We start from the raw sequence: 22,535 nt of genomic DNA on the forward strand, positions 1-22,535 counted from the left end.
ATGGCGCTAGGTTTCTTTTCACGCCTCAAGCAGGGGCTGTCCCGCTCAACGCAGAAGCTGGGCGGCGGGCTGACATCCGTCTTCACCAAGCGCAAGCTGGATGACGAGGCGCTGGAAGAGCTGGAGGATCTGCTGATTACCGCGGACCTTGGCCCAAGCGTTGCCGAACGGATTATCGAATCGTTCCGGAAGACGCGCTTCGGCACGGAAGTTACGGACGAGGAAATCCGCAACACACTGGCGGATGAAATTGCCAGTGTGCTCGCCCCGGTGGCCATTCCGTTTGAACCCGACCCGGCGCATAAGCCGCATGTGGTGCTGGTGGTGGGCGTCAACGGTGTTGGCAAAACCACCACCATTGGCAAAATGGCCCGCTTTTTCACCGATCAGGGGAAGAAGGTGATGATGGTGGCAGGGGACACGTTCCGTGCCGCCGCAGTGGAGCAGTTGCAGGTGTGGGGCGAGCGCACAGGCTGCCCCGTGATTGCTGGCGCACCGAACGCAGATGCCGCCGGTCTGGCGTTTGAAGGGCTGAAACGGGCCAAGGCGCAGGGTGCGGATCTGCTGTTTGTGGATACGGCGGGCCGCCTGCACAATAAAAGTGCGCTGATGGAAGAACTGGCCAAGATTATCCGGGTTATGCGGAAATTTGATGAGACCGCTCCGCATTCCGTCCTGCTGGTGCTGGATGCCACCACGGGCCAGAACGCTATGGAGCAGGTGCGCGTGTTCCGCGAACTGGTGAATGTCACCGGTCTGGTGGTGACCAAGCTGGATGGTTCGGCCCGTGGCGGTATTGTCGTGGCGCTGGCCGACAGTTTTGGCTTGCCGGTGCATGCTGTAGGTGTGGGGGAACAGGTGGAAGATCTCCGTCCGTTCTCGGCGCAGGACTTTGCCAAAGGGCTGGTCGGCTCGCCTGAAATGGGGGCGGAAGCCGCATCCTGATGCAGGCGGAATCGTCCGCCGGTGCGCTTTTTTTGCATGCGTGACGGATTTTCCGCTCAGTGCTACGGATGCTTCCTTGACAGGATATGGCAGCGCCGTTAGCAAGCGCCTGCACCCCTCTGGAGTGCGAAGTATGGGTGAAGACAGCGACGAGTCTTTCGCGAAGCGACTGAAAGAGGCGGAACGCCGCTCCGGTCGGGTTGAGGAAGATGAAAAAGCCAGCAAAGCTGAGAAGGATGAACAGTCCTTGCCAGCACTGGCGCTCAGAGCCGGGACGGAAATGATTTCCGCGCTGGTGGTTGGGGTTGCTGTGGGCTGGGGACTGGACCATTGGCTCCATACCCGTGCTGTTTTCCTGATTATCTTCGCGCTGCTGGGCGGAAGTGCAGGAGTGCTGAATGTCTGGCGGCTGGTAAAGCCACCGGAACAGTGAGTTGGAAAGCTGAGGATCCGGCAGAATAGACCGGACACAGTGGTGGAGTAGGAGAACGGTTTTGGCGGGCGGTTCCAGTATCGACGTACTTGGTCAGTTCGAGCTTCATCCCGTTCTTGGCGGGCTTGGTGAGGCGCTGCGCTTCAGTCAGTCACCCCTCTACATGATCCTGGCCGCGTGCCTGGTTCTTGCGTTCCTGTATTTCGGTATGCGTCCTGCTGCTGTGGTGCCTGGTCGTTTCCAGGCCGCGGCCGAGGTGTGCTACGAATTCATTCACAGCATGGCGGTTGATACTATCGGGCCGGAGGGCGCTGCCTTCTTCCCCTTCATCTTCACGCTGTTCTTCTTCATTCTGGCCGGGAACTATATCGGCCTGCTGCCTTTCTCCTTCACCTTTACCAGTCACATAGCAGTCACCCTCGGCCTTGCTGTCATGGTGTTCCTGCTGACGGTTATCGTGTCGCTCAAGGTGCAGGGTATCCGCTTCTTTGCGCACTTCATGCCGGCGGGTGCCAGCATGTTCCTCGCGCCGCTGCTGATCCCGATTGAGATCCTGTCCTTTCTCTCTCGTCCCGTGAGCCTGTCCATCCGACTGTTTGCAAACATGGTCGCCGGACACGTCATGTTCGATATTTTCGCAAGCTTTGTCATCATGCTCGCCGGTTTTGGCGTCGTGGGTGATGTGTTTGCGATAGGGCCTATTGCCATTAACGTGGCGCTGGTGGCTCTCGAGTTGCTTGTTGGTGTGCTGCAGGCCTATGTGTTTGCCATTCTGACGTGCATCTACCTGCGGGAGGCCGTGGCTCACTGAGCTGCTTTGCCCGTTTCGTTTGAACTGTACTTTTTAACAAGGAAGTGACTGATATGGACATCGCTGCAGCCCGGGAAATCGGTGCAGGTATCGCCGTAATCGCCCTCGCCGGCGTTGGTATCGGCCTCGGCAACATCTTTTCAACGCTGGTGAGCAGCATTGCTCGCAACCCGGCCTCCCGTCCGCACGTGTTCGGTCTGGGCATGCTGGGCTTCGCGCTGACAGAAGCTATCGCGCTGTTCGCGCTTCTCATCGCGTTCCTGATCCTGTTCGTCTGATAAAACGGTAGGAAAAGGGAGGCCTTCCTGTGGGTGTCATGATGAAGATTGTCCGTGCCGGTTTACTCGCTACGGTATCCGGCGTGTCTCTTCTGGTAATGGCTGCACCTGGTGCACACGCCGCAGGGATGCCTCAGCTTGATTTTCACAACCCTCTGGTGACCGGTCAGGTCATCTGGGGGGCTGTGATTTTCCTGGGCTTCTATCTGGTGCTGAGCCAGATTATGCTGCCCCGCGTTGGTCGCGTTCTGGAAGACCGGAGCAAGCGGATCTCGGGTGATCTCGATGTTGCGCGCTCTGCTAAACAGGATGCGGATAAAGCCGTGGCGGAACTCCAGCAGGCACGTAAAGATGCCATGGCTGAGGCTCAGGCCAATCTGCAGAAAACGCTGGACGCTGAACAGCGCGCTGCGGATCAGAAACTGGCAGAAATCAACGCCCGTCTTTCAGCCGAAATTGCGGACGCTGAAAAACGGATTGCTGCCGAAAAAGCTCAGGCTTTCGGTACGCTCAAAGAAATTGCGGCTGATACCACACAGGCGCTTGTTTCCCGCCTGACAGGTGTCACGCCTGACGCCCAGCTTGTGGCGCAGAAGGTTGACGGCGCGATCGCGCATCAGAATATCTGAGACCGGCTCCGGGAGAATATAAAGTCATGTCTGGCATTTTTCACGAAGCAGGTTTCTGGGTCGCTGTTTCCTTCGTTCTGTTCTTCGTCTTTTTTGGCCGTAAGGTCTGGACGCCTATCACGACCATTCTTGATAGCCGCGCCGCCCGCATCCGTCAGGAACTGGACGAATCCGCCCAGTTGCGCCGGGAAGCCGAGCAGATGCTGGAAGATGCCACGCGTGAGCGTGAGCAGGCTCTGATTGAAGCCAAAAGCGTGGTCGAGCAGTCCCTGAAGCACGCGGCCGAACTGGCTGAAAAAGCCCGTGCCGAAGCTGAAGCAGCCGTGCAGCGGCATGAACAGATGGCCCGTGACCGGATTGCCGCCGTAGAGCGCGCAGCCATCAAGGAAGTTCGTCAGGCGGCTGTCGATGTGGCTGTGGAAGCTGCCCGTAGCGTCATTGGCCAGTCCCTTGACCAGCAGAAGGCAGAAGCACTGGTTGATCAGGCTATTGCCAACCTGCCGACCGCTCTTGCGCGTCAAGCCGCCTGAACCGCGCGTTTGCTGATTGATCCGGCTTGAGCGCGGTCTCTCCCTCCCGGAGTGATGATACTCCGGTTCTGAGCATTGTTATTGCTGTTCTGGATGAACGGGATAATCTCCCGTTTGTCTGTCAGGAACTGGCGGAAGCCCTTGAGCATCTGCCGAAAACTGAAGTCGTTTTTGTAGATGATGGCAGCCGGGATGATACCGTTGCCGTCCTCCAGAAAATGCGCGCCGAGGTTCTGCCCGGTTTACGTGTTCTCTCCCATGATCAGTGTTGCGGAAAGTCTGCGGCCCTGCGCACCGGTATTACCGCCGCGCGGGGTGAATGGATTGCCACTATCGATGGCGACGGTCAGGATGATCCGCGGGAACTGATTGACCTCCTGCGTCTGGGGCGCTCTGCTAACGGCACGCCACCCCTCGTGGTGGGCGTGCGTAAAAAGCGGAAAGATGGCTGGTCCCGCCGTTTTGCGACCCGCTTTGCCAATGGTCTGCGCCGCCGCCTGCTGCGCGATGAATGCCCGGATACAGGTGCGCCGATCAAACTTTTCCAGCGTGATGCTTTTTTAAAACTGCCTCAGTTTGAAGGCCTGCATCGTTTTCTGCCTGCGCTGTTTGCGTCTTATGGCGTGCCGTTGCTGTGCCATCCGGTCAAGCACCGCCCGCGTCTGCATGGGCAGTCAAAATATACCAATTTTAACCGTGCGCTGGTGGGGATCCGTGATTTACTGGGTGTTATCTGGCTGCGGAACCGGACCCGCCTGCCGCGCTCGGTTCGCGAATGCTAAATCCACGTTGGGGCCAGCAACGCCTGTCCGGGCGTGCGCTGGCTTTGCTCGGTTTATTTGCGTTTTTCCTCTTTCTGCCGGGACGGGCCTCGACGCCCCCGTTTGATCGGGATGAGCCGCGCTATATGGAAGCGACGGCCCAGATGCTTGAAAGCGGTAATTTTGTAGATGTTCGCTTTCAGGATAAACCGCGTTATCTGCAACCCGCCGGTATTTACTGGCTGGAAGCGGCGTCCGTCGCCGCGACGGGGACCCTGAAAAGCCGCGCGGTCTGGGCGTATCGTCTGCCGTCTCTGCTGGCTATGACGGCCTCCGTTGTGCTGACGGCATGGATGGGGTCAGTGCTGTTCGGCTCGACAGCTGGTTTGGGCGCAGGCCTTCTGCTCATGGTCTCTGTACTGGTGACGGCAGAGAACCGGATGGGCACGATTGACTCAACTTTGTTGCTCAGTGTCCTGCTGGCGCAGGCTGGCTTGTTGCGGGCCTTGTGTGACCGTGAGGCAGAACGTCCCACGCCGCTGCGCACCGCTCTTCTGTATTGGGGAGCGATTGGCTGTGGCCTGATGCTCAAGGGGCCGGTGATTCTCATTCCGTCTCTGGCAACTCCTCTATGTCTGGCCGTTGTGGAGCGCAATTTCAGTCTGTGGCGCAGGCTGCGGCCTTTGTGGGGCTGGCTGATTTCTCTGGCTATTCTGCTGCCATGGTGCATTGCGATTGGTGTTGTCAGTCACGGTGAGTTTTTCCGCCGTGCTGTGGGCACCAATTTTCTGGGCAAGGTGGCATCAGGCCAGCAGGCGCATGGGTTGCCGCCGGGCTACCATCTGCTGGTCTTTCTGATTGCCTTCTGGCCCGGTTCATTTTTCGCAGCGGCGGCTTTGCCTGCGGTCTGGAAAAACCGGACGCTTCTGCCTGTTAAATATCTTTTGTGCTGGATTCTCCCGCACTGGCTAGTGTTTGAGCTGATCGCCACCAAACTTCCGCATTATGTGCTGCCGACTTATCCGGCAATCGCCATCCTTACGGCGGGTATGCTGGCACAGGGGGCGCCTGTGTGGGCAGGCTGGCCGCGTGCGCTCTGGGCGCGGCTGGTTTTGTGCGCTTATGGCGTGCTCTGGACGGTTGCTGGCGTTGCGCTGGCTCTGGCTGGCCCCATCCTGTTATGGAAGCTGGAGCATGTGGTCTCTCCCGCAGCACTGATTCTGGCTGGGGGCAGCCTGCCGCTGGTCGGCCTGTCCGTCGTCTTCATCTGTCGTTCGGAATTACGCAAGGCGTTGCTGACAAGTGCGGCCTGCGCGATGCTGCTCTACACGGGCCTGTTTCTGGTGGTTGTGCCGCGCCTGCACAGTATCTGGATGGCGCCGCGCCTGACTGCACTGGTCAATGCACATCGCCCTTGTGCCCAGACTGAGGTTTCGTCCGTCTCATTTTCTGAGCCAAGTCTCGTGTTCCTGATGGGTGGCAAAGTGCATCTGGAAGGACCGGAAGAAGCAGCCCACCGGATGCTAAACAATGAAGCCTGCACCGTGGCGCTGGTGGACGTCAAAAACACTGAGGCATTTCTGGCAACCCTCGGCCCCGCCCGTGACCGTCTACGCACCTATGGTTCTGTAACTGGTGTCAACTATTCCAATGGTCATCATTTGACTATCAGCCTGTATAAGATAGCACGGTGAGGTTTTTCTTTTTTCCGATAGGTCATTGATTTCGAGAGAGTAAAATGTTTTTTTCAAAAAATAAGATCTATTACGCTATAATTTTGTTACCAATATTCTCTCTCTGCTTTGCCAATTTTTTTATATTTAATGCGGATGATTTGGGTGTTCGTTACTCAGAAGACGCAAAAAATTCCTTCATCTCAGGGAATTATACAAATTATAGGTATTTTATACTGGCTCTGAGCTATGCTATTCGCTGGTTAAAAATAAACTATTTTGACAATGTTATTATTAATTCATTGCTATATTCTGCTGGGCTTATTTATTTCTGCTACGAATTCTCTCGTTATGTCGGCATAAGCTTAAAATATATAGCGTTTTTCTGTATTGCTGTGGCCTTTCAGGGGTTCATGGCAGATTTATCGTCTTTCACAATGGCCTACTGGAACTATGGTATTTCATGGATTGCCATGGGGGGCGCGCTTTATTTTTTAAGAACATGCAAGAATTTTTGGGGCTTGTCTGCGGCAATCATTCTTTCAGTTATTACGCTCACGTCCTATCAGGTGGCGGCGCAGCTTCTTATCCTTGCTGCAGGATGCGCCTATTTATATGCAGCTCTGTTTAAACCAAAAGACTCTTTGTTTCTTGAGCTAACATGGCGTCCGGTCTTTGTGTATGTCGTGTCCTGCGCAATTTTTCTGGTCATGAAAAAATGCATCGGGCCGGAATGGGGGCGTCCAGTACATTTTTCGGCATTGATACATAATATCAAGCCATATTTTGCGGATATATTTTATCAATTTTTCAATGGAAAATATTCTTCTATATTTCCAATGCATGAAAGATTTCTATATTTTTCATCTATTTTGGTAATGAGTCTGTATTTAATATATATGCTGATTTCCAAAAGGAATTATTGTTATTTTTTCGCTCTCTTAAGTCTCGCCGCCTGCTTAGTGTTTGCGGAAAATCCGTTTAATTTACCGTTTGATCTTTTTTGGCCATCCCCTCGGTCTCTAACATGTAATTCTTTTCTTTATCCTGTGCTGCTTATCTTTGTAGTGCAGAAAATATTTTCTTATCATGCACAGTTTCAGAAGCCTGCATTCTATCTGGGCGCAGTTTTTTTGTTGCTGTCTGTCAATAATCAGGCTGGTTTGTTCATGGAAAGACGGGAGCAAACGCAACGTGATATTGAAATTGGAAATGCTGTTCTGAGCGATATTAAAAATGTTGCTGGTATTTATAATGGTGAAAAAATCTCCGTTGTCAGTAGCTGGAGAAATATCGCGCAGTTAAACACGATTGCGGTAATGGACTATGCCTCTTCGGCCTTTACAACGGCGTGGAGTCCGGTGCCGCTTTTGCGCAAATTAAGTGGTGCGGACCTGCGGTCTGTTTCCATGCCTGCTTCAGTCTGCCCGCGAGAGCCTGAACGTTGGGATGTCCTGAAAATCAACGACGTTGTTGTGGTTTGTATGAAATAGCTTGTCAGGGGTAAACGATCTCATAATCATGCTTTTGAAAGCGAAGCAAAAGATTGTCGAAAATTGAAGAGATTTTTTGAAAGAAACACGCCTATATTTTTTTAAGAGATATTTATCAATAAGCTGTAATCAGTGGCATATGCCATTTTAGTCTTATTGTGATCGAGTTCCCAAAATTTATTTTGGGAATTCGCTCTCGTCGGGTTGTCAGAAGGCAGCGCGGTGAGACGCGAGTGCCTGAAGCAGAAAATATGTATGGTCGAAATCCGAAGTGATCAGATGCAGAAGAGAGACGCTTTAAGTCTCTTCGCGGTCGTGACGTAGGAAGAAGGGTCCTACGACACCATAGCATATGTGACAAAAGACTATGAATAGTGTCGCGGCAGAGCATAAGCATGACGCTCACTGATTATGCTCCGCCAAAACAAGTTATGTAAGAATATCCTGACTGGTCTATCAAAGCCCCCTTGGACTTAGGGACTGTGCAGAAACGTCTTTGAGTATTTCAGATGCCTTAAAAGTTAAAAGATCCACGCACATAATAATAGCCTCCCATAAAGCCTGAGGGAGAATAGGTGGCGTAACGGTAGGAGCCGGTGGGCGCTGCAGCGGCGCGGCTGACCTGTGTAGGGTATTTATCAAACAGGTTATTTGCGCCCACCGTGACATGTGCGCGCTCTGTAATGCCGACATCAAGATTGATGTCCGTATTCCATTGCGGCCGCACTTTGGTCCATGTGGAAGAGGGCTGGGAGGGGCTGACAATAAACGTCACGCTGCCATAACGCTGTTCCTGAATAGTCAGCGTGTAGCGCCCTTTGTGCCAGACCAGAGAGAGTGTTTCCCGGTTTTTAGGCGAGGTATGCAGCAGGTCATTCTGGGAGAATTTATTATAATAATCCTGCCCGTAAGCCGCGAGAATAGAAGGTGTTTTGCGATAGCGCGAAATTTGCGTATCCGCGACATTCACGTTCACACCAAACTGAAGGCTGTGCCCCTGTGGCAGATTAAGCAGATATGTTGCATTCACATCGCCCCCATTGGTCACGGTATCTACCGGGTTGGTGTAATATTGCACATATCGCACGCCGGAGATTCCGGCACTTTCAAGCAGACCCTCAATGGATGTGCCACCAAAGTTGGACGTGCTTTCCAGTCGGTCGTTAATGCCAATGCGATAGAGGTTGGCAGTAATGTGGAAATTATCAACGGGTGTTGCGTCAATCCCGACGCTGTAGCTGCGTGAATATTCTCCTTTGCGGCCTTCTGCGCCAAGCAGGCGGGCAATCTGGCTGACGGAGGACGCGTAGGCAGACTGATATCCGGGGGTGGAGAAAATAGTGCTGTAATACAGGCCAGCCAGCGTGGGCGGACGGTAGCCGGTATTGATATTTGCACGTAAGGCCCAGCGTTTGTTGAAGTTATAGCGTGTGCCAATGGAGCCGGTAAAAGCCGTTATGGTGTCTGAATAGTTTGTGGCGTGCCCACCCAGAGTCCACTCCCATTTTTTTGTGGCCCACAGGTCCAGATTGACGTGGCCATCAAAAATATCACGGTAATGATTACCCGCAGCGGATGGTGGTGTGCCGGAATAGGCCGACGCACCCGGTGCCGCGGCTTTCCCTGCGTTCGGGCCATCCAGAATGGCAACGCCCCCATCTCCCCAGGATTGTGTGTCTCCCTGAGTCATCTGAAAAGTATCGTGCCGGTATTCCCCGCCCAGTTCCACGCCAAGCGGTTTGGCCAGAATGGTGGAGGGAATGTCGCGGGACATTTTAAAACCTGCTGTCAGATCAGAGGCAATGTTGGTGCCATTATAGAATTTGGTCTGACTGTTCAGGCCGTAGGTCGGGCTGATGGTGTCATACGCGCCGTAGCGGAGCTGGTCTCGACCATACAGCACATAGGCATCCCAGTTCCAGCCATACAGATCCCGGCCGCGGATACCACCATTTACCTGAAAATCGTTTTCTTCCGTTGTGAGGTGCGGAGAAAACCCGTTGGGGAAAATGGCGCGCACGTTTGCATCATTATTGGCCGTGCGAAAAAAGCCCGGCGCATCCACATCACGATGGCTATAGGTTGTTGTGGTATAAAGAGAAATCTTGTCTGTAACCGGAAGGGAGCCATTGGCGCTGAATAGCTCGGACAGAGACCGGCTGATACCCTGAATACGGTTTACATCATTCCCGATTTTTTGCTCGCGTGGGTCCAGAGACCCATCGGGCAGGCTGAAATACTTCTGACTCGTATTTAAGCCGGAACGATTTGTTGGTTGCTGATGGGTGATCTGGGTTGCAAGGTCAAGGAAGCCCCCGTGGTGCCCGAGTGAAAAATTATAGTCCCCATAACCATCAATCCCGACACCATCTCCGGCATAATAGCCGCTGTCCTGAAGGTTGACGGAGCCTTTGCCCGGTGTGGATTTCAAAACGATATTCACGGCGCCGCCAATGGCTTCCTGCCCGTACAGGGCTGTTGCACCGTCCATGATGATTTCCACATGGTCAATCGCACTGATGGGAATCAGGCTGATATCAGTGGGCTGGGACCCTGTGGCGGGACCGGTATTGAAGTTGAAGTTTGCCCCCAGATGCCGCCGTTTTCCGTTGACCAGAACAAGCGTTTCATCCGGACCAAGATTTCTCAAAATCATCAGTCTGGCAACGTTATTTGACCCAATCCCGCCAGCGGGAGGGGAGTTGATGGCGGGAGCCATCTGAGCCAGTGCGGCAATCACGTTGGTCTGGCCGGTCGCCATCAGCTCTTTGGCGCTGACAACTTCAACATGCGTGGTGCTATGCCGCCGCGTATTGTTGGAAAGCGCGCCAATGCCGGTGGTTACAGAGCCAGAAACCAGCACAGATTCCGCTTCCGCGGCTTTGGTCTGTGTGGTTGTGCTTGTGGTTGCTGCGTATGCTGATCCCGTCAGATCCAGACTGGCAAGAACACCAAGAGCAAGATTTTTCTTTATCATGGGCTATACCAGAAAAAAGAGGGTGAATCGGATAATGACTTAATTATATGAGAGGATTTAAAAACAGCAACAAAAAATCTACAATTTTCGTGAAAATACATAAACACTAAAAATATAGTTATTTATTTGATGGAGAAATCTGGTTTCTAGGTTGTTTTTTCAGGTGTTTGTTCGGAAATGGGACTGAGTAAAAGATAGGTGGCTGCTATCAGGCCGATTGCGACTCCACTCATAACAAATAAAGCAGGCGCCATGGCTTTTCCGCTAATGCTGATAAGCCATGTGACAATCAGTTGTGAGAATCCACCAACAACAAGCACAACCATATTGTTCACAATGGCCAGCATGGTGGTGCGGGAAGCTGGTGAGAGGATCTGCGTGATCAGTGTGCAATAGGAGCCAAGAAACATCCCGCTGACAAAAGAAAGACTGATCTGCATGATAATCAGGCGCGTGATGGAGGGGGACGCGACAAGCCACGCGTAAAGTGGCCATAAAATAACAAGATAGGTTGCAAGGCTTGCGAAAATAATGATTTTTTTATTGATGAAATCAGAGAGATAGCCGCTGAATGGGACGACGAGCAGCATGGAGGCCGCAGCCGACATCTGCACAAGGTAAGATCCTGTGAGGGAAAGATGCAGGATTTTTGTCGCGTAAGTCACGACATATCCGTAAATAATATAGAAAGAAACGGTGCTGGCTGTCACCAAACCCATCCCGGTCAGAATTTCCCGCCACTGAGCCGTAAGGCTCTGCATCATGCCCAGATTTTTGACGGTTTTCCGTTTTCCTGCCGCTGCACCAGACATTTTAAGGCGAATTGTCAGGATAAGAGGAATAATAAAAAGACCGAAAGCAAAAGGCAGACGCCACGCCCAGGCATGAACCTGCTCTGGTGTGCACCATGTTGTCATCAGATAACCAACGCTGCCGCCCAGAACCTGCGCGATAATCTGCCCGGTGATCTGCCATGAGCCAAAAAAGCCCCGGCGGCCGGGAGGCGCGATTTCAACAAGAAATGTCGTCGATGTCGCAAATTCGCCGCCGACGGAAAATCCCTGTAACAGCCGCGCAATGGCGATCATGACCGCACCGGTGACTCCGGCCTGCTCATAGGTGGGGGCGCAGGTAATAAGTGCGACGGCGACTGCCATGAGCCCCATCCCAAGTGTCATTGCTTCCTGCCTGCTGTGGCGGTCAGCATATAAACCAAGGCAGATGCCGCCCAGGGGCCGGGTAAAAAACCCGACACCAAACAGGGCGGTTGACATAAGAATAGCCGAAACACTCCCGGCAGATTTTGGAAAAAATAGCGTGCTGATAATCGGGATCATGTACGAAAAAATGGTGAAATCATACCATTCCAGCGCATTCCCGCCGATTGATCCGATAATGGCGCCCCACCGTGTCCGGGCTGTGTGCGATCTGTCCATCATGTCGGTGTCTTTCCAAAACGCCGTGGGGCGAAGGCCATTTTTAAGGGGGTGAAACGGAGTGACCCAGTGTATGCATCAGGCGATTGGCCCAGCCGAAAATGCCGGTCGCGCAAATCAGATCAAAAATTTCCAGATCAGACAGGCCGTGATCCCGCAGGAACGTCACATCCGCGCTGGAGAATGTGGCTGGGGCGCGGGTCAGTTTGACGGAAAAATCAAAAATCGGCTGCCAGTATTCATCATTCAGGCAGGCATCCGGCCCTTCTGAAAAAAGGGTTTCCACCAGTTCCGGGCGCTTTGTAAGCTGGATAAAGCGCCGGGCATGGACGGACGCGCAATAGAGACAGTGGTTGATCAGAGAACAGCCCAGCGCCCCCATTTCCCGCCCAGCGCGGGAGAGGCCATCGCGACCATACATGATCGCGTTGAACAGAGGTGACCGTACCGCAAGACTTTCCGGGTCATGCGCCAGTGTCAGCACGTAGTCCGAAATTTTGGTGTTGGACGGGGTGATTTTCATCGCGTCCCGCTGTTCTTCCGTCGCGTCTTCCAGTTTTACGGGCTGAAGGTACGGAATCCACTCCAGCGGTTCGGCCGTGAAACCTGCTGTGCGTGCCTGTGCGGGAGCGTCAGTCTGGTGGTCTGTTGCCGGTGCCTGTGTGTCTGCCGGAGTGCCCGCCTCAGCGTCTGTGAGGGCCTGCATGCCCAGCGTCAGGCGGGAGAGATAGCTGACGCAGGCAATCAGTTCGGCCAGATGCACAATTTCCGCATCCGTAAGCCCGGCTTGCCGGAGCGCTTCAATATCCGCCTGTGTCGCGTCTTTCGGGCGCACAGTGACCAGATCCGCATACCGGACGAGTGCTGTCAGAAATGCGTCGGCTTCCGGCAGCGCATCGTTCTGGGCCAGCGCGGTGAAAGAGGGCGCGGGGTTCAGTCTGTCCAGAGTCTCCAGATAAATCGCGGCAAGGGCTGGCGCGCAGGACAGACGTGCCATGCGGGCTGCAAGGGCAGTGCGCAGGTTGTGGCTCAGGCGCCCCGGCTTTTGCGGGGAAACAACGGCGGCGTTCGCCTGTGCGCTCATGCTCAGAATATCCGCGCGCGCCGTCATTACCTCAGCCAGATTATGGCGATGCGGTCCGGTGGCAGACGTCGTGAGGGCCGTCAGGAAGGGCAGAATGTCCATGCAGAAGCGGGTCCGTAATCGTTTCTATACCGCACGATATTGATCCGGTTTATGCATAGCAAGAAGATTATCATCCATTTTCCAAATTCTTTCTTGATGCAGGTTTGCAGCCCGCATACAGTCTCGACTCATGAAGCCTGATCTTCCTGACCTGAAACAGCTTGAAGCCTTCTGTGCGGTGGTCGCCGTAGGGAGCCTGACGGGGGCCGCCCGTTTTCTGGGGCGCTCCCAGCCTGCGATGACGCGCCTTATTCAGGAACTGGAAGCCTCGCTCGGCTTTGCGCTGTTTCATCGGAATGGCCCGCGCATTGTGCCGACGGAGCAGGGCATGCTGTTCCATATGGATGCTGAGCGGCTTATGGCGAATGTCCGGCGCATGAACGAGCGCGTGGCGGCAATTGCGCAGGATCAGGCACCCTCTTTTGAAATTGCAGCCATCCCGGCTCTGGCGACCGGCCTGATTCCGTATGCGCTTGCGCAGCTCCCTCCGGCCCTGCTGCCTAAAGCCGTGCATGTGCAGTCTGTCAGTGCTGAGCGGGTCGTGCAGTCTGTTATGGAACGTACGGCGGATCTGGGGGCGGCCAGCTTTCCTGTCAGCCATCCGGAGCTGGATGTGCTGTGGGTGGGGCAGTCCCGCTGCGTGGCTGTGCTGGATAAGGCGGACCCGCTTGTGTCCAGCCCGGTTGTCCGGCTGGCGGATCTGGCATCCCGCAGGCTGGTGACAATTGCCAACCCGTATCGCCTGCGCAGCCGTGTGGAAAAAGCCTTTGCAAAAATAGGGGGGTTTCCACCCTCATTTATTGATACCAACACCAGCGTGACCGCTCTGGCTATGGTCCGGGCGCAGCTTGGGGTTGCCATTGTAGAGCCTGCCACTGCCTGTGGCCTGCTCTTGCAGGACACTGTGGTCAGGCCGCTGGACACAGCCATTCCCTTCTTTTTTGGCATTGTAAAAGCCTCAGGCCGCCCGCTTACGCCGGGGCTGGACGCACTGGTTGATGCTCTGCGCACGGCGTCCGCTGCGCAACTGCCGGAATTTGTGCTGCACGAGCGTGTAAGCCCTGAAATTACGGAAGAGGCCCTGCATGGTCTGGGTGGCCCTTCTTTATCCCCTTTGCCCGGAGACTGGCAGGTATGACGCTTTCTTTCCCTTCTGAATTGCCCGGTGGTCTTGCAAAACTTGAAGAACGGCTGGAGCAGGATCTCTCCTGGCTTGAACTTCCCGCAAAGAGCTGGGTACCGGAGCAGTGCGTGGAGAACCGCACGGTGCGGGATGTGGTGATTATTGGCGGCGGCATGGCCGGACTGGCAGCCTCCGGCATGCTCTCCCGCTACGGCGTGCAGAACCATGTTGTGTATGACCGCGCTCCGGCAGGGCAGGAAGGGCCGTGGGTGACATATGCCCGCATGGAAACCCTGCGCTCCCCCAAAACACTGACGGGCCCCTGCCTTGGTCTGCCAGCCCTGACATTCCGGGCCTGGTACGAGGCCCGGTTTGGCGTGGATGCGTGGGAAGATCTGGGTTTTATTCCGCGCGTGACGTGGATGGAGTATCTGCGCTGGTTCCGAAAGGTGCTTGATATTCCGGTTGAAAATGAGACGGAGCTTCTGGATATCCGGTCTCGGGATGATGGGCTGCTTGACCTTCTTCTGCGCCAGCAGGGGCGGGAAGAAAGTGTTCTGGCCCGGCATCTGGTGCTGGCAACGGGCCGGGATGGTCTGGGTGGTGGCTATATGCCGGACATTTTCAAAAATCTGCCTGAAGCATTTCGTGCCCATTCTGAGGAGGCTATTGATTTTACCGCACTCAAAGGTCGCCGGGTGACAGTAATCGGGGCCGGCGCGTCTGCCATGGATAACGCGGCAGAGGCGCTTGAGGCGGGTGCTGCACGTGTGGATATGCTGATCCGCCGTAAGGATATTCCCCGGATTAACAAATTTACCGGTATTGGCAGTCAGGGCGTTGTGCACGGGTTTCAGGCGCTCCCCGATTCCTGGAAGTGGCGGTTTCTGGATTACACGCTTGCGGCACAGACGCCGCCGCCGCGCCCCAGCACGCTGCGTGTTTCAAAACATCCCAATGCGTTTTTCCATCTGGGGTGTCCGGTGGAGGCAGTGGCCGTGGAGGAAGAGCATCTGCGCGTCACAACGCCGCGTGGTGTGTTTGAAACCGATTTCCTGATCGCGGCGACAGGGTTTGCTGTGGATATCGGGCAGCGGCCAGAGCTGAAATCCATCGCCTCCAGCATCCGCTTCTGGAAAGATCGTTTCACACCTGCGGCAGAAGATAATCCCTCCGGCGTGCTGAACCCTGAACTGGAACTGTCCCCGGATCTGGGACCGGCCTTTGAGTTTCAGCCCAGAGAGGGCGTTGACTGCCCGGCGCTGGAAAAAATTCACTGCTTCTGTTTTCCGGCAACCCTGTCACACGGGAAAGTCAGCGGGGATATTCCGGCGATCAGTGATGGCGCGGACCGGCTGGCAAAAGGAATTGTCAGCAGTCTGTTTGTGGAAGACCGGGAAATTCATTACCGCAATCTGGAACAGTTCAACACACCAGAACTTTTTGGTGATGAATGGCAGGATGTCGGGTTCTGAAGCCGTGATGCATGGGGCGCGGGAGAAAAGACTTTTCGTTCATGCCCCCCGTGGGTATAGAGGGAGCAGGATGGTTGCGTTCTCGCGTCTGAGCACAGGAGCCCTGATATGGTCAGGACACAGGCCCGGATATGGATTGGTCTGCTGGCCTGCCTGCTGATGCAGGTGGGACTGCTGGCGGGTATTGCGCCCGCACAGGCTCAGAGAGAAGCACAGACGCATCATAACATGATGCATCATAGCACCATGCCCTGCTCACAAGCCCACATGATGGACCCGCAGTGCATGATGACGCACCCTGAAACGCAGTCCATCCCGCATGATGACAAATGTTGCCATGTCCATGTGGCGGCAACGGATGTGCCTGTTCCGGCTGAGGCCCAGATTTTTGGTCTGCGGCCAGTGGTCAGAGGGCAGACTTTCAGCATGTCCGCACAGACGGGCTTTGCCGGGGCGGACTGGTTGCCCCCCCTTCGTCCCCCCAGACTTGTAAACAGCTAGGCGCTGAGCAGCGTCATTCGTCCCGTTTTTCTGCTGAAAAGCGGGGTTTGCGTGTGACTGTCCGGGTTTTTTCCAATGTTTTCTTCGTCCCGTTTACGGGGCGGCCTGACGCGTCGTCGGTTTGTGACGGGGATGGGGGCTGGCGGGCTGATGGCCGCGCTGCCTCGCCCTGCGCACTCTGCGGGTGCCGTGGTGCCAGCCGGCCTTATTCCGGCTGAGCCTTCGGCATTCTGGGATCTGAGCGTAGGCCGTACCCATATTGAAATTGACCGCAAGGCTCTGAACGCCCCCTGTGTGGGGGGCACCGTGCCCGGCCCTGTGCTGCGCTGGCGGCAGGGGGATATGGTGGAGGTGAACGTCACCAACACGCTGCGGCATGAGGATACGTCCATCCACTGGCATGGGATCCGCCTGCCATCGGATATGGATGGGGTGCCGGGCCTGAGCTTTACCGGAATCAAACCCGGAGAGACATTCACCTACCGCTTCAGGCTGCACCAGAGCGGTACCTACTGGTACCACAGCCATTCCGGTATGCAGGAAGCACAGGGGCTGTACGGCGCAGTGGTAATTGACCCGCTCCACCCGGACCCGCATGTGTGTGAGCGGGATTATGTGATCCTGCTCTCCGAATGGACGGACGTGTCCCCCATGGACATGATCAGCAACCTGAAAATGCAGGATGATTATTATGTCTTTCGCCAGCGCACGGCAGCGTCTTTCCTGAAGGACGCGCGGGAGGCAGGAGGTGCTGGTGCCGCTCTGCGGGACCGGCTGCGCTGGTCCCGTATGCGGATGGCCGCGACGGATATCTCCGACGTCACCGGGATTATCTATACCTATCTGCTGAACGGCCATGCTCCGGATGGAAACTGGAATGGGCTGTTCCGCCCCGGTGAGCGCGTGCGCCTGCGGTTTATCAACGGGTCGTCCATGACGTTTTTTGATATCCGCATTCCGGGGCTGGAAATGCTGGTGGTGCAGGCGGACGGGAATGATGTGGAGCCCGTGCCGGTGGATGAATTCCGCATTGGTGTGGCGGAAACCTACGATGTGATCGTGCAGCCACAGGAAGACCGGGCCTATACCATTTTTGCCCAGAGCGAGGACCGGACAGGGTTTGCCCGTGGCACACTGGCTCCGCGTACGGGCATGGCCGGGCCGGTTCCGCCCATGGACCCGCGCCCCGTCCGCACCATGGTTGATATGGGAATGGGCACCATGAAGCCGGGTGAGAGCATGCAAGACATGCCCATGCCGGGCAGCAGCGGAACGCCCGCCGGGGGGCAGGCTGATCACGCCATGCAGGGTATGGATATGGCGGGTATGAACATGGCTGGGATGGAGGGGCACGGCATGTCCATGCCCCCCATGCAGCACAGGATGCCGCCTCTTGAGGTGGATGATCCCGGCCCTCCACCAATCAATGTGGAAAATCAGAATGTAGCGGTCATGCCTGTTGACCGGCTTGGCAGCCCCGGTGACGGGCTGGAGCAGAATGGCCGCCGTGTGCTGACCTATAAACAACTCCGCGCGACCCGCCCCGGCGCAGACCCGCGGCCGCCGAGCCGTGAAATTATCCTGCATCTGACAGGCAATATGGAGCGGTATATCTGGGGGTTTAACGGCCGGAAATTTTCAGAATCCGGACCCATCCGGCTGAAAAAAGGAGAGCGCGTCCGGTTTACGCTTATCAATGACACCATGATGGAACACCCGATCCATCTGCATGGCCTCTGGAGTGAGCTGGAAAACGGGCAGGGGGCGTATCAGCCTTATAAACACACGCTTATTTCTCAGCCGGGGTCGCGCATGAGCTATCTGGTGACGGCGGATGTGCCGGGGATGTGGGCGTATCACTGCCACCTGATGCTCCATATGGATTTAGGCATGTTCCGCACGGTGATTGTGGAATGAACCGCGCTATTTTTACAGGTATCTGCCTGCTTGCGCTTGTGCGGGCGGTGCCAGCCGCACAAGCGGAGGGGAGTGGGCTGGCGCAATCCGCCTCGCAGTCCTCCGGCTCTGGGTATCACGCGGCAGATGCGCCTTCTGCCACGCCGGTCGTGTATCTGGGGCATATCAATCCGGTGATGGATCAGGACACCTACTTTCACGGCATCATGAATGCGCTGGAAGGGCGTTATGCGCCCGGAGGCACGGATTTCCGGTGGGATGGGGAGGCGTGGTTCGGGTCTGACTACAATAAGCTCTGGCTGAAAACGGAAGGCACGCTGGAGCGGGGCCGCCTGCATGACGGGCAGCATGAACTGCTCTACAGCCGCGCGATTTCACCCTACTTCAATCTTCAGGGCGGCGTGCGGACAGACCTTGATGATGGCCCGACGCGCACATGGGGTGCGTTTGGCGTGCAGGGGTTGGCGCTGTACGAGTTTGAGGTGCAGGCCACGGCCTATGTCAGTGATCGCGGGCGCTTCGGCGCGCGGCTGGAAGGCTCCTACGATTTTCTGCTGACCAACCGGCTCATTCTCCAGCCGCAGGCCGAATTCAATCTCTACACCAAGTCCGATACCGGGCGGCAGGTGGGGGCAGGGTTATCGGATGTCGATGCCGGTCTGCGCCTGCGATACGAACTGTGGCGCAAATTCGCGCCGTATGTTGCCGTCACCTATTCCGGATATCTCACGCAGGCCCGCCGGATTGTGCGTGATCAGGGCACGCTGCGCTTCACGCTCGGTATTCGAAGCTGGTTCTGAAAATCTCTTAAAATGAAAAGGATACTCTCAATGAAATTTTTTGTTGTTGCCTGTATGGCGTCTTTTTTTCTGGCCGGTGTTGCACAGGCCGAACCCATGCAGATGGCACCGGGGCAAAGCATGAAGGAGAGCACGCAGCCTGCCCCCAGGCAGACGGCGCAGCAGGCTATGGAGGCCATGAGTATGGAACAGCAGATGGCGGTGTGCAGCCAGATTGAAACGCTGCAAAAACAGGGCAAAGCTTTGACTACGACCCAGCAGGCGCAGAAAGCCGTATGTGACAAAATGAACGCGGGCATGGATATGCCTGCTCAGGGCGCTCCGCAGGCCACGCTGGAGCGTTAAACTGAAAGGGAGGAGGCTTAGCGGATCATTCTGCGGACAACGCGCAGCAGTTCCTCAATCGCCTCTTCCCCGCCGTCTTCCTGCACGGCTTTGCGCACGCAGCCATTGGCGTGGGTGGAGAGGATTTCCGTTGCCACGCCATCCAGTGCGGATTTGATAGCGGAAATCTGCATGAGAATATCAACGCAATAGCGGTCCTGCTCCACCATGTTCAGCACGCCGCCAATCTGCCCTTCAATCCGCCGTAAGCGGTTGGTCAGGGCTTTTTTGTGTGGTTGCTGCACGCGTTTTTCACTGGTGCTGTCGCTTTCACACGTCTCACATTTTGCCTGGGGCTGTGTGGCCCGGTGTTGCGTTGCCATGATGTCCCCTTTCTCTGACTGCTGCCTCTTAGCAGGTCACCGCCGCTCCTGCTATCCGCAGGCAGATATATCGGCTTTCTGTAAGGCGGGTGTTTTAGACGGTCTTGCGGATGGAAACCGTAATGGTGCGGCCCAGCGGGTCCATAAAGGCGGGCTGGTAGCCAGCGGGTGTACTGCCTTTGCCGTTATGGACATGGATGCGTTCATTAAAAAGATTATCGACGGACAGAAACAGGCGAAAATTTTTCGCCCATTTTCGGTCCTGCCAGTGGGGCAGTTCGCCCAGATCCGCAAAAACTGTTGCATCCAGCGTGCCGAGCGCGCTGAAATACAGGCTGTCAGACGCGGAGGACGCAACAGTTGACGTTCCCGCCTGCCATTTTCCAACCAGACGGATGCCCAGACCTTTATCATACACGCCGCCCTGAAGTTCCATTTCATGCCGGGGCTGGCCACCCAGACCACTGATGGTGCCGCCACGCAGCAGGTTGATGGCAGGGAGGCCGGGGCGGAGTGTTACGGTATCCCGCAGCCGCCAGACCTGTGTTGCGACAAGATAAATCCGGCCATGCGCTTTTTTTGATTTGCCGCGTTTGTCTGTTCCGCTTTCCTGCAACGGGCGTGAAAAAGAGAGTGTCGCATTCCACTCGCTCCGGCTTTCTCCGTCTGCATTGACCGGGCGGATATCAACCGTTTCCAGAACGCCTTCCGTGTTGCGCTGATAACGGTCAGGAAACGCATTTTCGATGGCGGCGGTTGCGGTGGGGAGGGAGAGAATGGTGTTGTGGGTTGTGTCATGCACATAGTTCACATGCAGTCGCGCGCCGGTAATAAATGGCAGGGTGATTAACGTGCCCAGACTGACTTCATGCCGGCTGGTGGCCTTCAGGTTCGGGTTCCCGCCAGACAGGCTTGTCACCTGCACGGACTGGCCCGTGACATAATCATAGGTGGTGACATTGGGAGTCTGGATACTGGGGGCGACAAGCTGTGAGGCGGTCGGCGCTTCCTGACTGCTGGTGACAGAGAGCGGAAACTGCACCCATGCAAGAGGCGCCCAGGTCACACCGCCGCCAATGGTCCCTAATGTGCCAAAACGGGAGACCTGATTAACGGCGGCATTCACGTTGCCGTCCAGCTTGCCCAGAAAAGACAGCACGTGTCTGGCGCTATTGGCAACCGGGATATCCGCATTGAACTGAAACGTGCCGACCTGCCGCTGGATATGGCTGGCCGATTTTACGCCTGTCACGGTGGAAAGCGCATTCTGGTTAATGACAGAGCCGGTCAGGGAGAGACTGGTAGCGACATCCCCTGCAGGCAGAGCGAAAACATTGCCCGACATCAGACCGCTGATCAGCGCGTTATGACTGGTGGTATGCCCGGTATTCAGGCTGCGTTGCGCCAGAAGGCCAGCCGGAAAACGGGAGAACGGGTTGAGGGTTGTGCTGCCGTCCGTCAGGTCCGTCTGGGCGGTTTGCAGGTTCAGGCCGGTCTGGCTGCGGGTTGAGGTTTCAGACCGATCATAACTGCCGGTGCTGTTCCATTTCCAGCTCCCGGCGTTTCCATCAAACTTCAGGCCTGCATGCGCTGTTTCTGTGTGGATTTGCTGGCGGAGTGGAGAGACCTCCGTAAAATTCCTGTACAGCAAAGTCTCTTCTGAAAAAGGAGAAAACGGATTGCTGGCCGGGAGTGTCAGAAGGCCGCGTGCCGGGCCTTGCAGACTGTGCTGGTCCTGCCGGGTGTATGTCAGGTTAAGAGATGACGTCACGGTTTTGAAAATCTGTCCGGCAATCACACCATTCAGCGTCAGTTTTTGCACTGCCGGCTGGAGCGTGTAGGCGGAGGCATCCGTATTGCTGTGCGGCAGGTTGGCGTAAGGCAGAAAATCCTGAAGGCTCGGCTGCTGTGTGCTGGCCAGTGAGGGCGCTCCGGCGACGGTCACGGGCGTGCCTGCCAGAGCATCCAGCGCCGGGTCCAGACTGCCGCCTCCTGCCGGTGTCACATTGCCCGCATTGGCATACAACCCGCTGGCCCGTGCGGGGGCCACGCCACGCTGGCTGTCTTTCAGGTCTGTCTGGTCAGAATAGCGGGCGCTGAGGTTAATCCGCCGTTCTCCATCCAGTTTTGTATAGCTGAGCGCGGGCATCCCGCTTTCTCCCCCGCCATCGGTGGAGGTGGTGCCGGCCAGCCGCATACGCACCGCCCGGAAATGCTCGGCGGTGATGATATTGACGACCCTCTGGCTGGCGGAATAGCCGTATTTCAGGGCTTCTTCTTCCGTAAAAATTTCCACATGATCAATGGCTTCAAAGGGCAGATCCTGAAGTTCCTGCACGCCGGACACACGTTTTCCGTTTAACAGGATAACGGGCGTATTCCCGGCGGTGCCACGCCCTGAGCGTGTTTCGGGGGAAATGGCGTCCAGCAGATCGGAGGCGGAGTCGACCCCGTAAGCGCGGATTTCATCGGCTTTGATCTGCATAATCGGCTTCAGGTGCCCCAGCGCCTCGCCCCGTGCTTTGTGGCCAACCACATCAATATGCTCTGTGGAGGAACTGGCCGGAAGGGTCGGAGTTGGAGCCTGGGCCGTGCTGACGTCTGACGGCAGGGGTGTTGCGGCGTGCGCCGGAGGCGGCGCGCCAGCCAGAATGGCCGGGGCCATAAGGCCCATGCGGCATGACGCGGTGAAAGACAGGCGCGGCATCACTCTTGTCTCCTGACGGGCAGGCTCTCTTGCATGCGGGCAGTCTGGTCTGTGTTGCGGAAGGGTCGGCGCAGTGTATGACAGAAAATGAGAGGTTTTCTTTTTTCTTTTATACCCCGTATGGGTATAAAAGTGACTGAAATTCCCAGAAGG

Annotated in this window: 20 protein-coding genes; 15 read left to right on the forward strand and 5 right to left on the reverse strand. The window is 55.9% G+C overall.

The window, feature by feature from the left end; translation table 11 throughout:
- The 9 genes from ftsY (at position 1) to KP699_RS01505 (ending at position 7,553) form a co-directional block, all read left to right on the forward strand.
- Positions 1-945: a signal recognition particle-docking protein FtsY gene (gene ftsY, locus KP699_RS01465; RefSeq protein WP_215761393.1), complete on the forward strand. Its 945-nt coding sequence runs from the start codon at positions 1-3 to the stop codon at positions 943-945.
- A 133-nt stretch (positions 946-1,078) separates the two neighbouring features.
- Positions 1,079-1,378: an AtpZ/AtpI family protein gene (locus KP699_RS01470; protein ID WP_025827925.1), complete on the forward strand. Its 300-nt coding sequence runs from the start codon at positions 1,079-1,081 to the stop codon at positions 1,376-1,378.
- A 61-nt stretch (positions 1,379-1,439) separates the two neighbouring features.
- A complete protein-coding gene (locus KP699_RS01475; protein ID WP_077930613.1) occupies positions 1,440-2,189 on the forward strand; it encodes a F0F1 ATP synthase subunit A in 750 nt (249 codons plus the stop codon).
- A 53-nt stretch (positions 2,190-2,242) separates the two neighbouring features.
- Positions 2,243-2,467, forward strand: coding sequence for an ATP synthase subunit C family protein (locus tag KP699_RS01480; protein WP_003624142.1), 225 nt, complete (start codon positions 2,243-2,245; stop codon positions 2,465-2,467).
- A 47-nt stretch (positions 2,468-2,514) separates the two neighbouring features.
- Positions 2,515-3,096 (forward strand): ATP synthase F0 subunit B', encoded by a 582-nt coding sequence (locus KP699_RS01485; protein WP_025827913.1) that lies wholly within the window; start codon positions 2,515-2,517, stop codon positions 3,094-3,096.
- A 35-nt stretch (positions 3,097-3,131) separates the two neighbouring features.
- Entirely contained in the window at positions 3,132-3,626 is a 495-nt protein-coding gene (gene atpF / locus KP699_RS01490; RefSeq protein ID WP_179194618.1) for a F0F1 ATP synthase subunit B, read from the forward strand.
- A 26-nt stretch (positions 3,627-3,652) separates the two neighbouring features.
- Positions 3,653-4,408, forward strand: coding sequence for a glycosyltransferase (locus tag KP699_RS01495; protein ID WP_212354063.1), 756 nt, complete (start codon positions 3,653-3,655; stop codon positions 4,406-4,408).
- Positions 4,402-6,081 carry a glycosyltransferase family 39 protein gene (locus tag KP699_RS01500; RefSeq protein WP_215761394.1) on the forward strand — a complete coding sequence of 560 codons (1,680 nt, stop codon included), beginning with the start codon at positions 4,402-4,404 and terminating at the stop codon, positions 6,079-6,081. The genes KP699_RS01495 and KP699_RS01500 overlap by 7 nt, the downstream gene beginning before the upstream one ends.
- Positions 6,082-6,125: 44 nt before the next feature.
- Complete coding sequence (locus KP699_RS01505) at positions 6,126-7,553, forward strand: glucosyltransferase domain-containing protein (protein WP_215761395.1); 1,428 nt, start codon at positions 6,126-6,128, stop codon at positions 7,551-7,553.
- Positions 7,554-8,067: 514 nt separating this feature from the next.
- Here the strand turns inward: KP699_RS01505 and KP699_RS01510 are convergent.
- The 3 genes from KP699_RS01510 to KP699_RS16335 all read right to left on the reverse strand — a co-directional run bounded on the left by KP699_RS01510 (position 8,068) and on the right by KP699_RS16335 (position 13,152).
- Positions 8,068-10,530: a TonB-dependent siderophore receptor gene (locus KP699_RS01510; RefSeq protein WP_215761396.1), complete on the reverse strand. Its 2,463-nt coding sequence runs from the start codon at positions 10,528-10,530 to the stop codon at positions 8,068-8,070.
- Positions 10,531-10,676: 146 nt separating this feature from the next.
- The gene (locus KP699_RS01515) at positions 10,677-11,969 is read right to left on the reverse strand and encodes an MFS transporter (RefSeq protein ID WP_215761397.1); all 1,293 of its coding nucleotides are present in this window, start codon (positions 11,967-11,969) and stop codon (positions 10,677-10,679) included.
- Between the two features lie 40 nt (positions 11,970-12,009).
- The gene (locus KP699_RS16335; protein ID WP_252346719.1) at positions 12,010-13,152 is read right to left on the reverse strand and encodes a peroxidase-related enzyme; all 1,143 of its coding nucleotides are present in this window, start codon (positions 13,150-13,152) and stop codon (positions 12,010-12,012) included.
- Positions 13,153-13,282: 130 nt separating this feature from the next.
- Between KP699_RS16335 and KP699_RS01525 the strand changes: the two genes are divergently transcribed.
- From KP699_RS01525 to KP699_RS01550, 6 genes are all read left to right on the forward strand, one after another.
- The gene (locus tag KP699_RS01525) at positions 13,283-14,290 is read left to right on the forward strand and encodes a LysR family transcriptional regulator (protein WP_086656199.1); all 1,008 of its coding nucleotides are present in this window, start codon (positions 13,283-13,285) and stop codon (positions 14,288-14,290) included.
- Positions 14,287-15,750, forward strand: coding sequence for an NAD(P)-binding domain-containing protein (locus KP699_RS01530; protein ID WP_215761398.1), 1,464 nt, complete (start codon positions 14,287-14,289; stop codon positions 15,748-15,750). Before KP699_RS01525 ends, KP699_RS01530 begins: the two co-directional genes overlap by 4 nt.
- Before the next feature lie 108 nt (positions 15,751-15,858).
- Positions 15,859-16,251 (forward strand): hypothetical protein, encoded by a 393-nt coding sequence (locus KP699_RS01535; protein WP_215761399.1) that lies wholly within the window; start codon positions 15,859-15,861, stop codon positions 16,249-16,251.
- Between the two features lie 75 nt (positions 16,252-16,326).
- Complete coding sequence (locus KP699_RS01540) at positions 16,327-18,168, forward strand: copper resistance system multicopper oxidase (RefSeq protein WP_215761400.1); 1,842 nt, start codon at positions 16,327-16,329, stop codon at positions 18,166-18,168.
- The gene (locus KP699_RS01545; RefSeq protein WP_215761401.1) at positions 18,165-18,968 is read left to right on the forward strand and encodes a copper resistance protein B; all 804 of its coding nucleotides are present in this window, start codon (positions 18,165-18,167) and stop codon (positions 18,966-18,968) included. Before KP699_RS01540 ends, KP699_RS01545 begins: the two co-directional genes overlap by 4 nt.
- Before the next feature lie 30 nt (positions 18,969-18,998).
- Positions 18,999-19,313 carry a hypothetical protein gene (locus KP699_RS01550; RefSeq protein WP_215761402.1) on the forward strand — a complete coding sequence of 105 codons (315 nt, stop codon included), beginning with the start codon at positions 18,999-19,001 and terminating at the stop codon, positions 19,311-19,313.
- Between the two features lie 17 nt (positions 19,314-19,330).
- Here KP699_RS01550 and KP699_RS01555 read toward each other — a convergent pair whose 3' ends face one another.
- Positions 19,331-19,675, reverse strand: coding sequence for a metal-sensitive transcriptional regulator (locus KP699_RS01555; protein WP_215761403.1), 345 nt, complete (start codon positions 19,673-19,675; stop codon positions 19,331-19,333).
- Between the two features lie 94 nt (positions 19,676-19,769).
- Positions 19,770-22,382: a hypothetical protein gene (locus tag KP699_RS01560; protein ID WP_215761404.1), complete on the reverse strand. Its 2,613-nt coding sequence runs from the start codon at positions 22,380-22,382 to the stop codon at positions 19,770-19,772.
- Between the last annotated feature and the right edge of the window lie 153 nt (positions 22,383-22,535).

The organism is Acetobacter sp. P1H12_c (genome assembly GCF_018811975.1).
Taxonomy (GTDB): Bacteria; Pseudomonadota; Alphaproteobacteria; order Acetobacterales; family Acetobacteraceae; genus Acetobacter; species Acetobacter persici.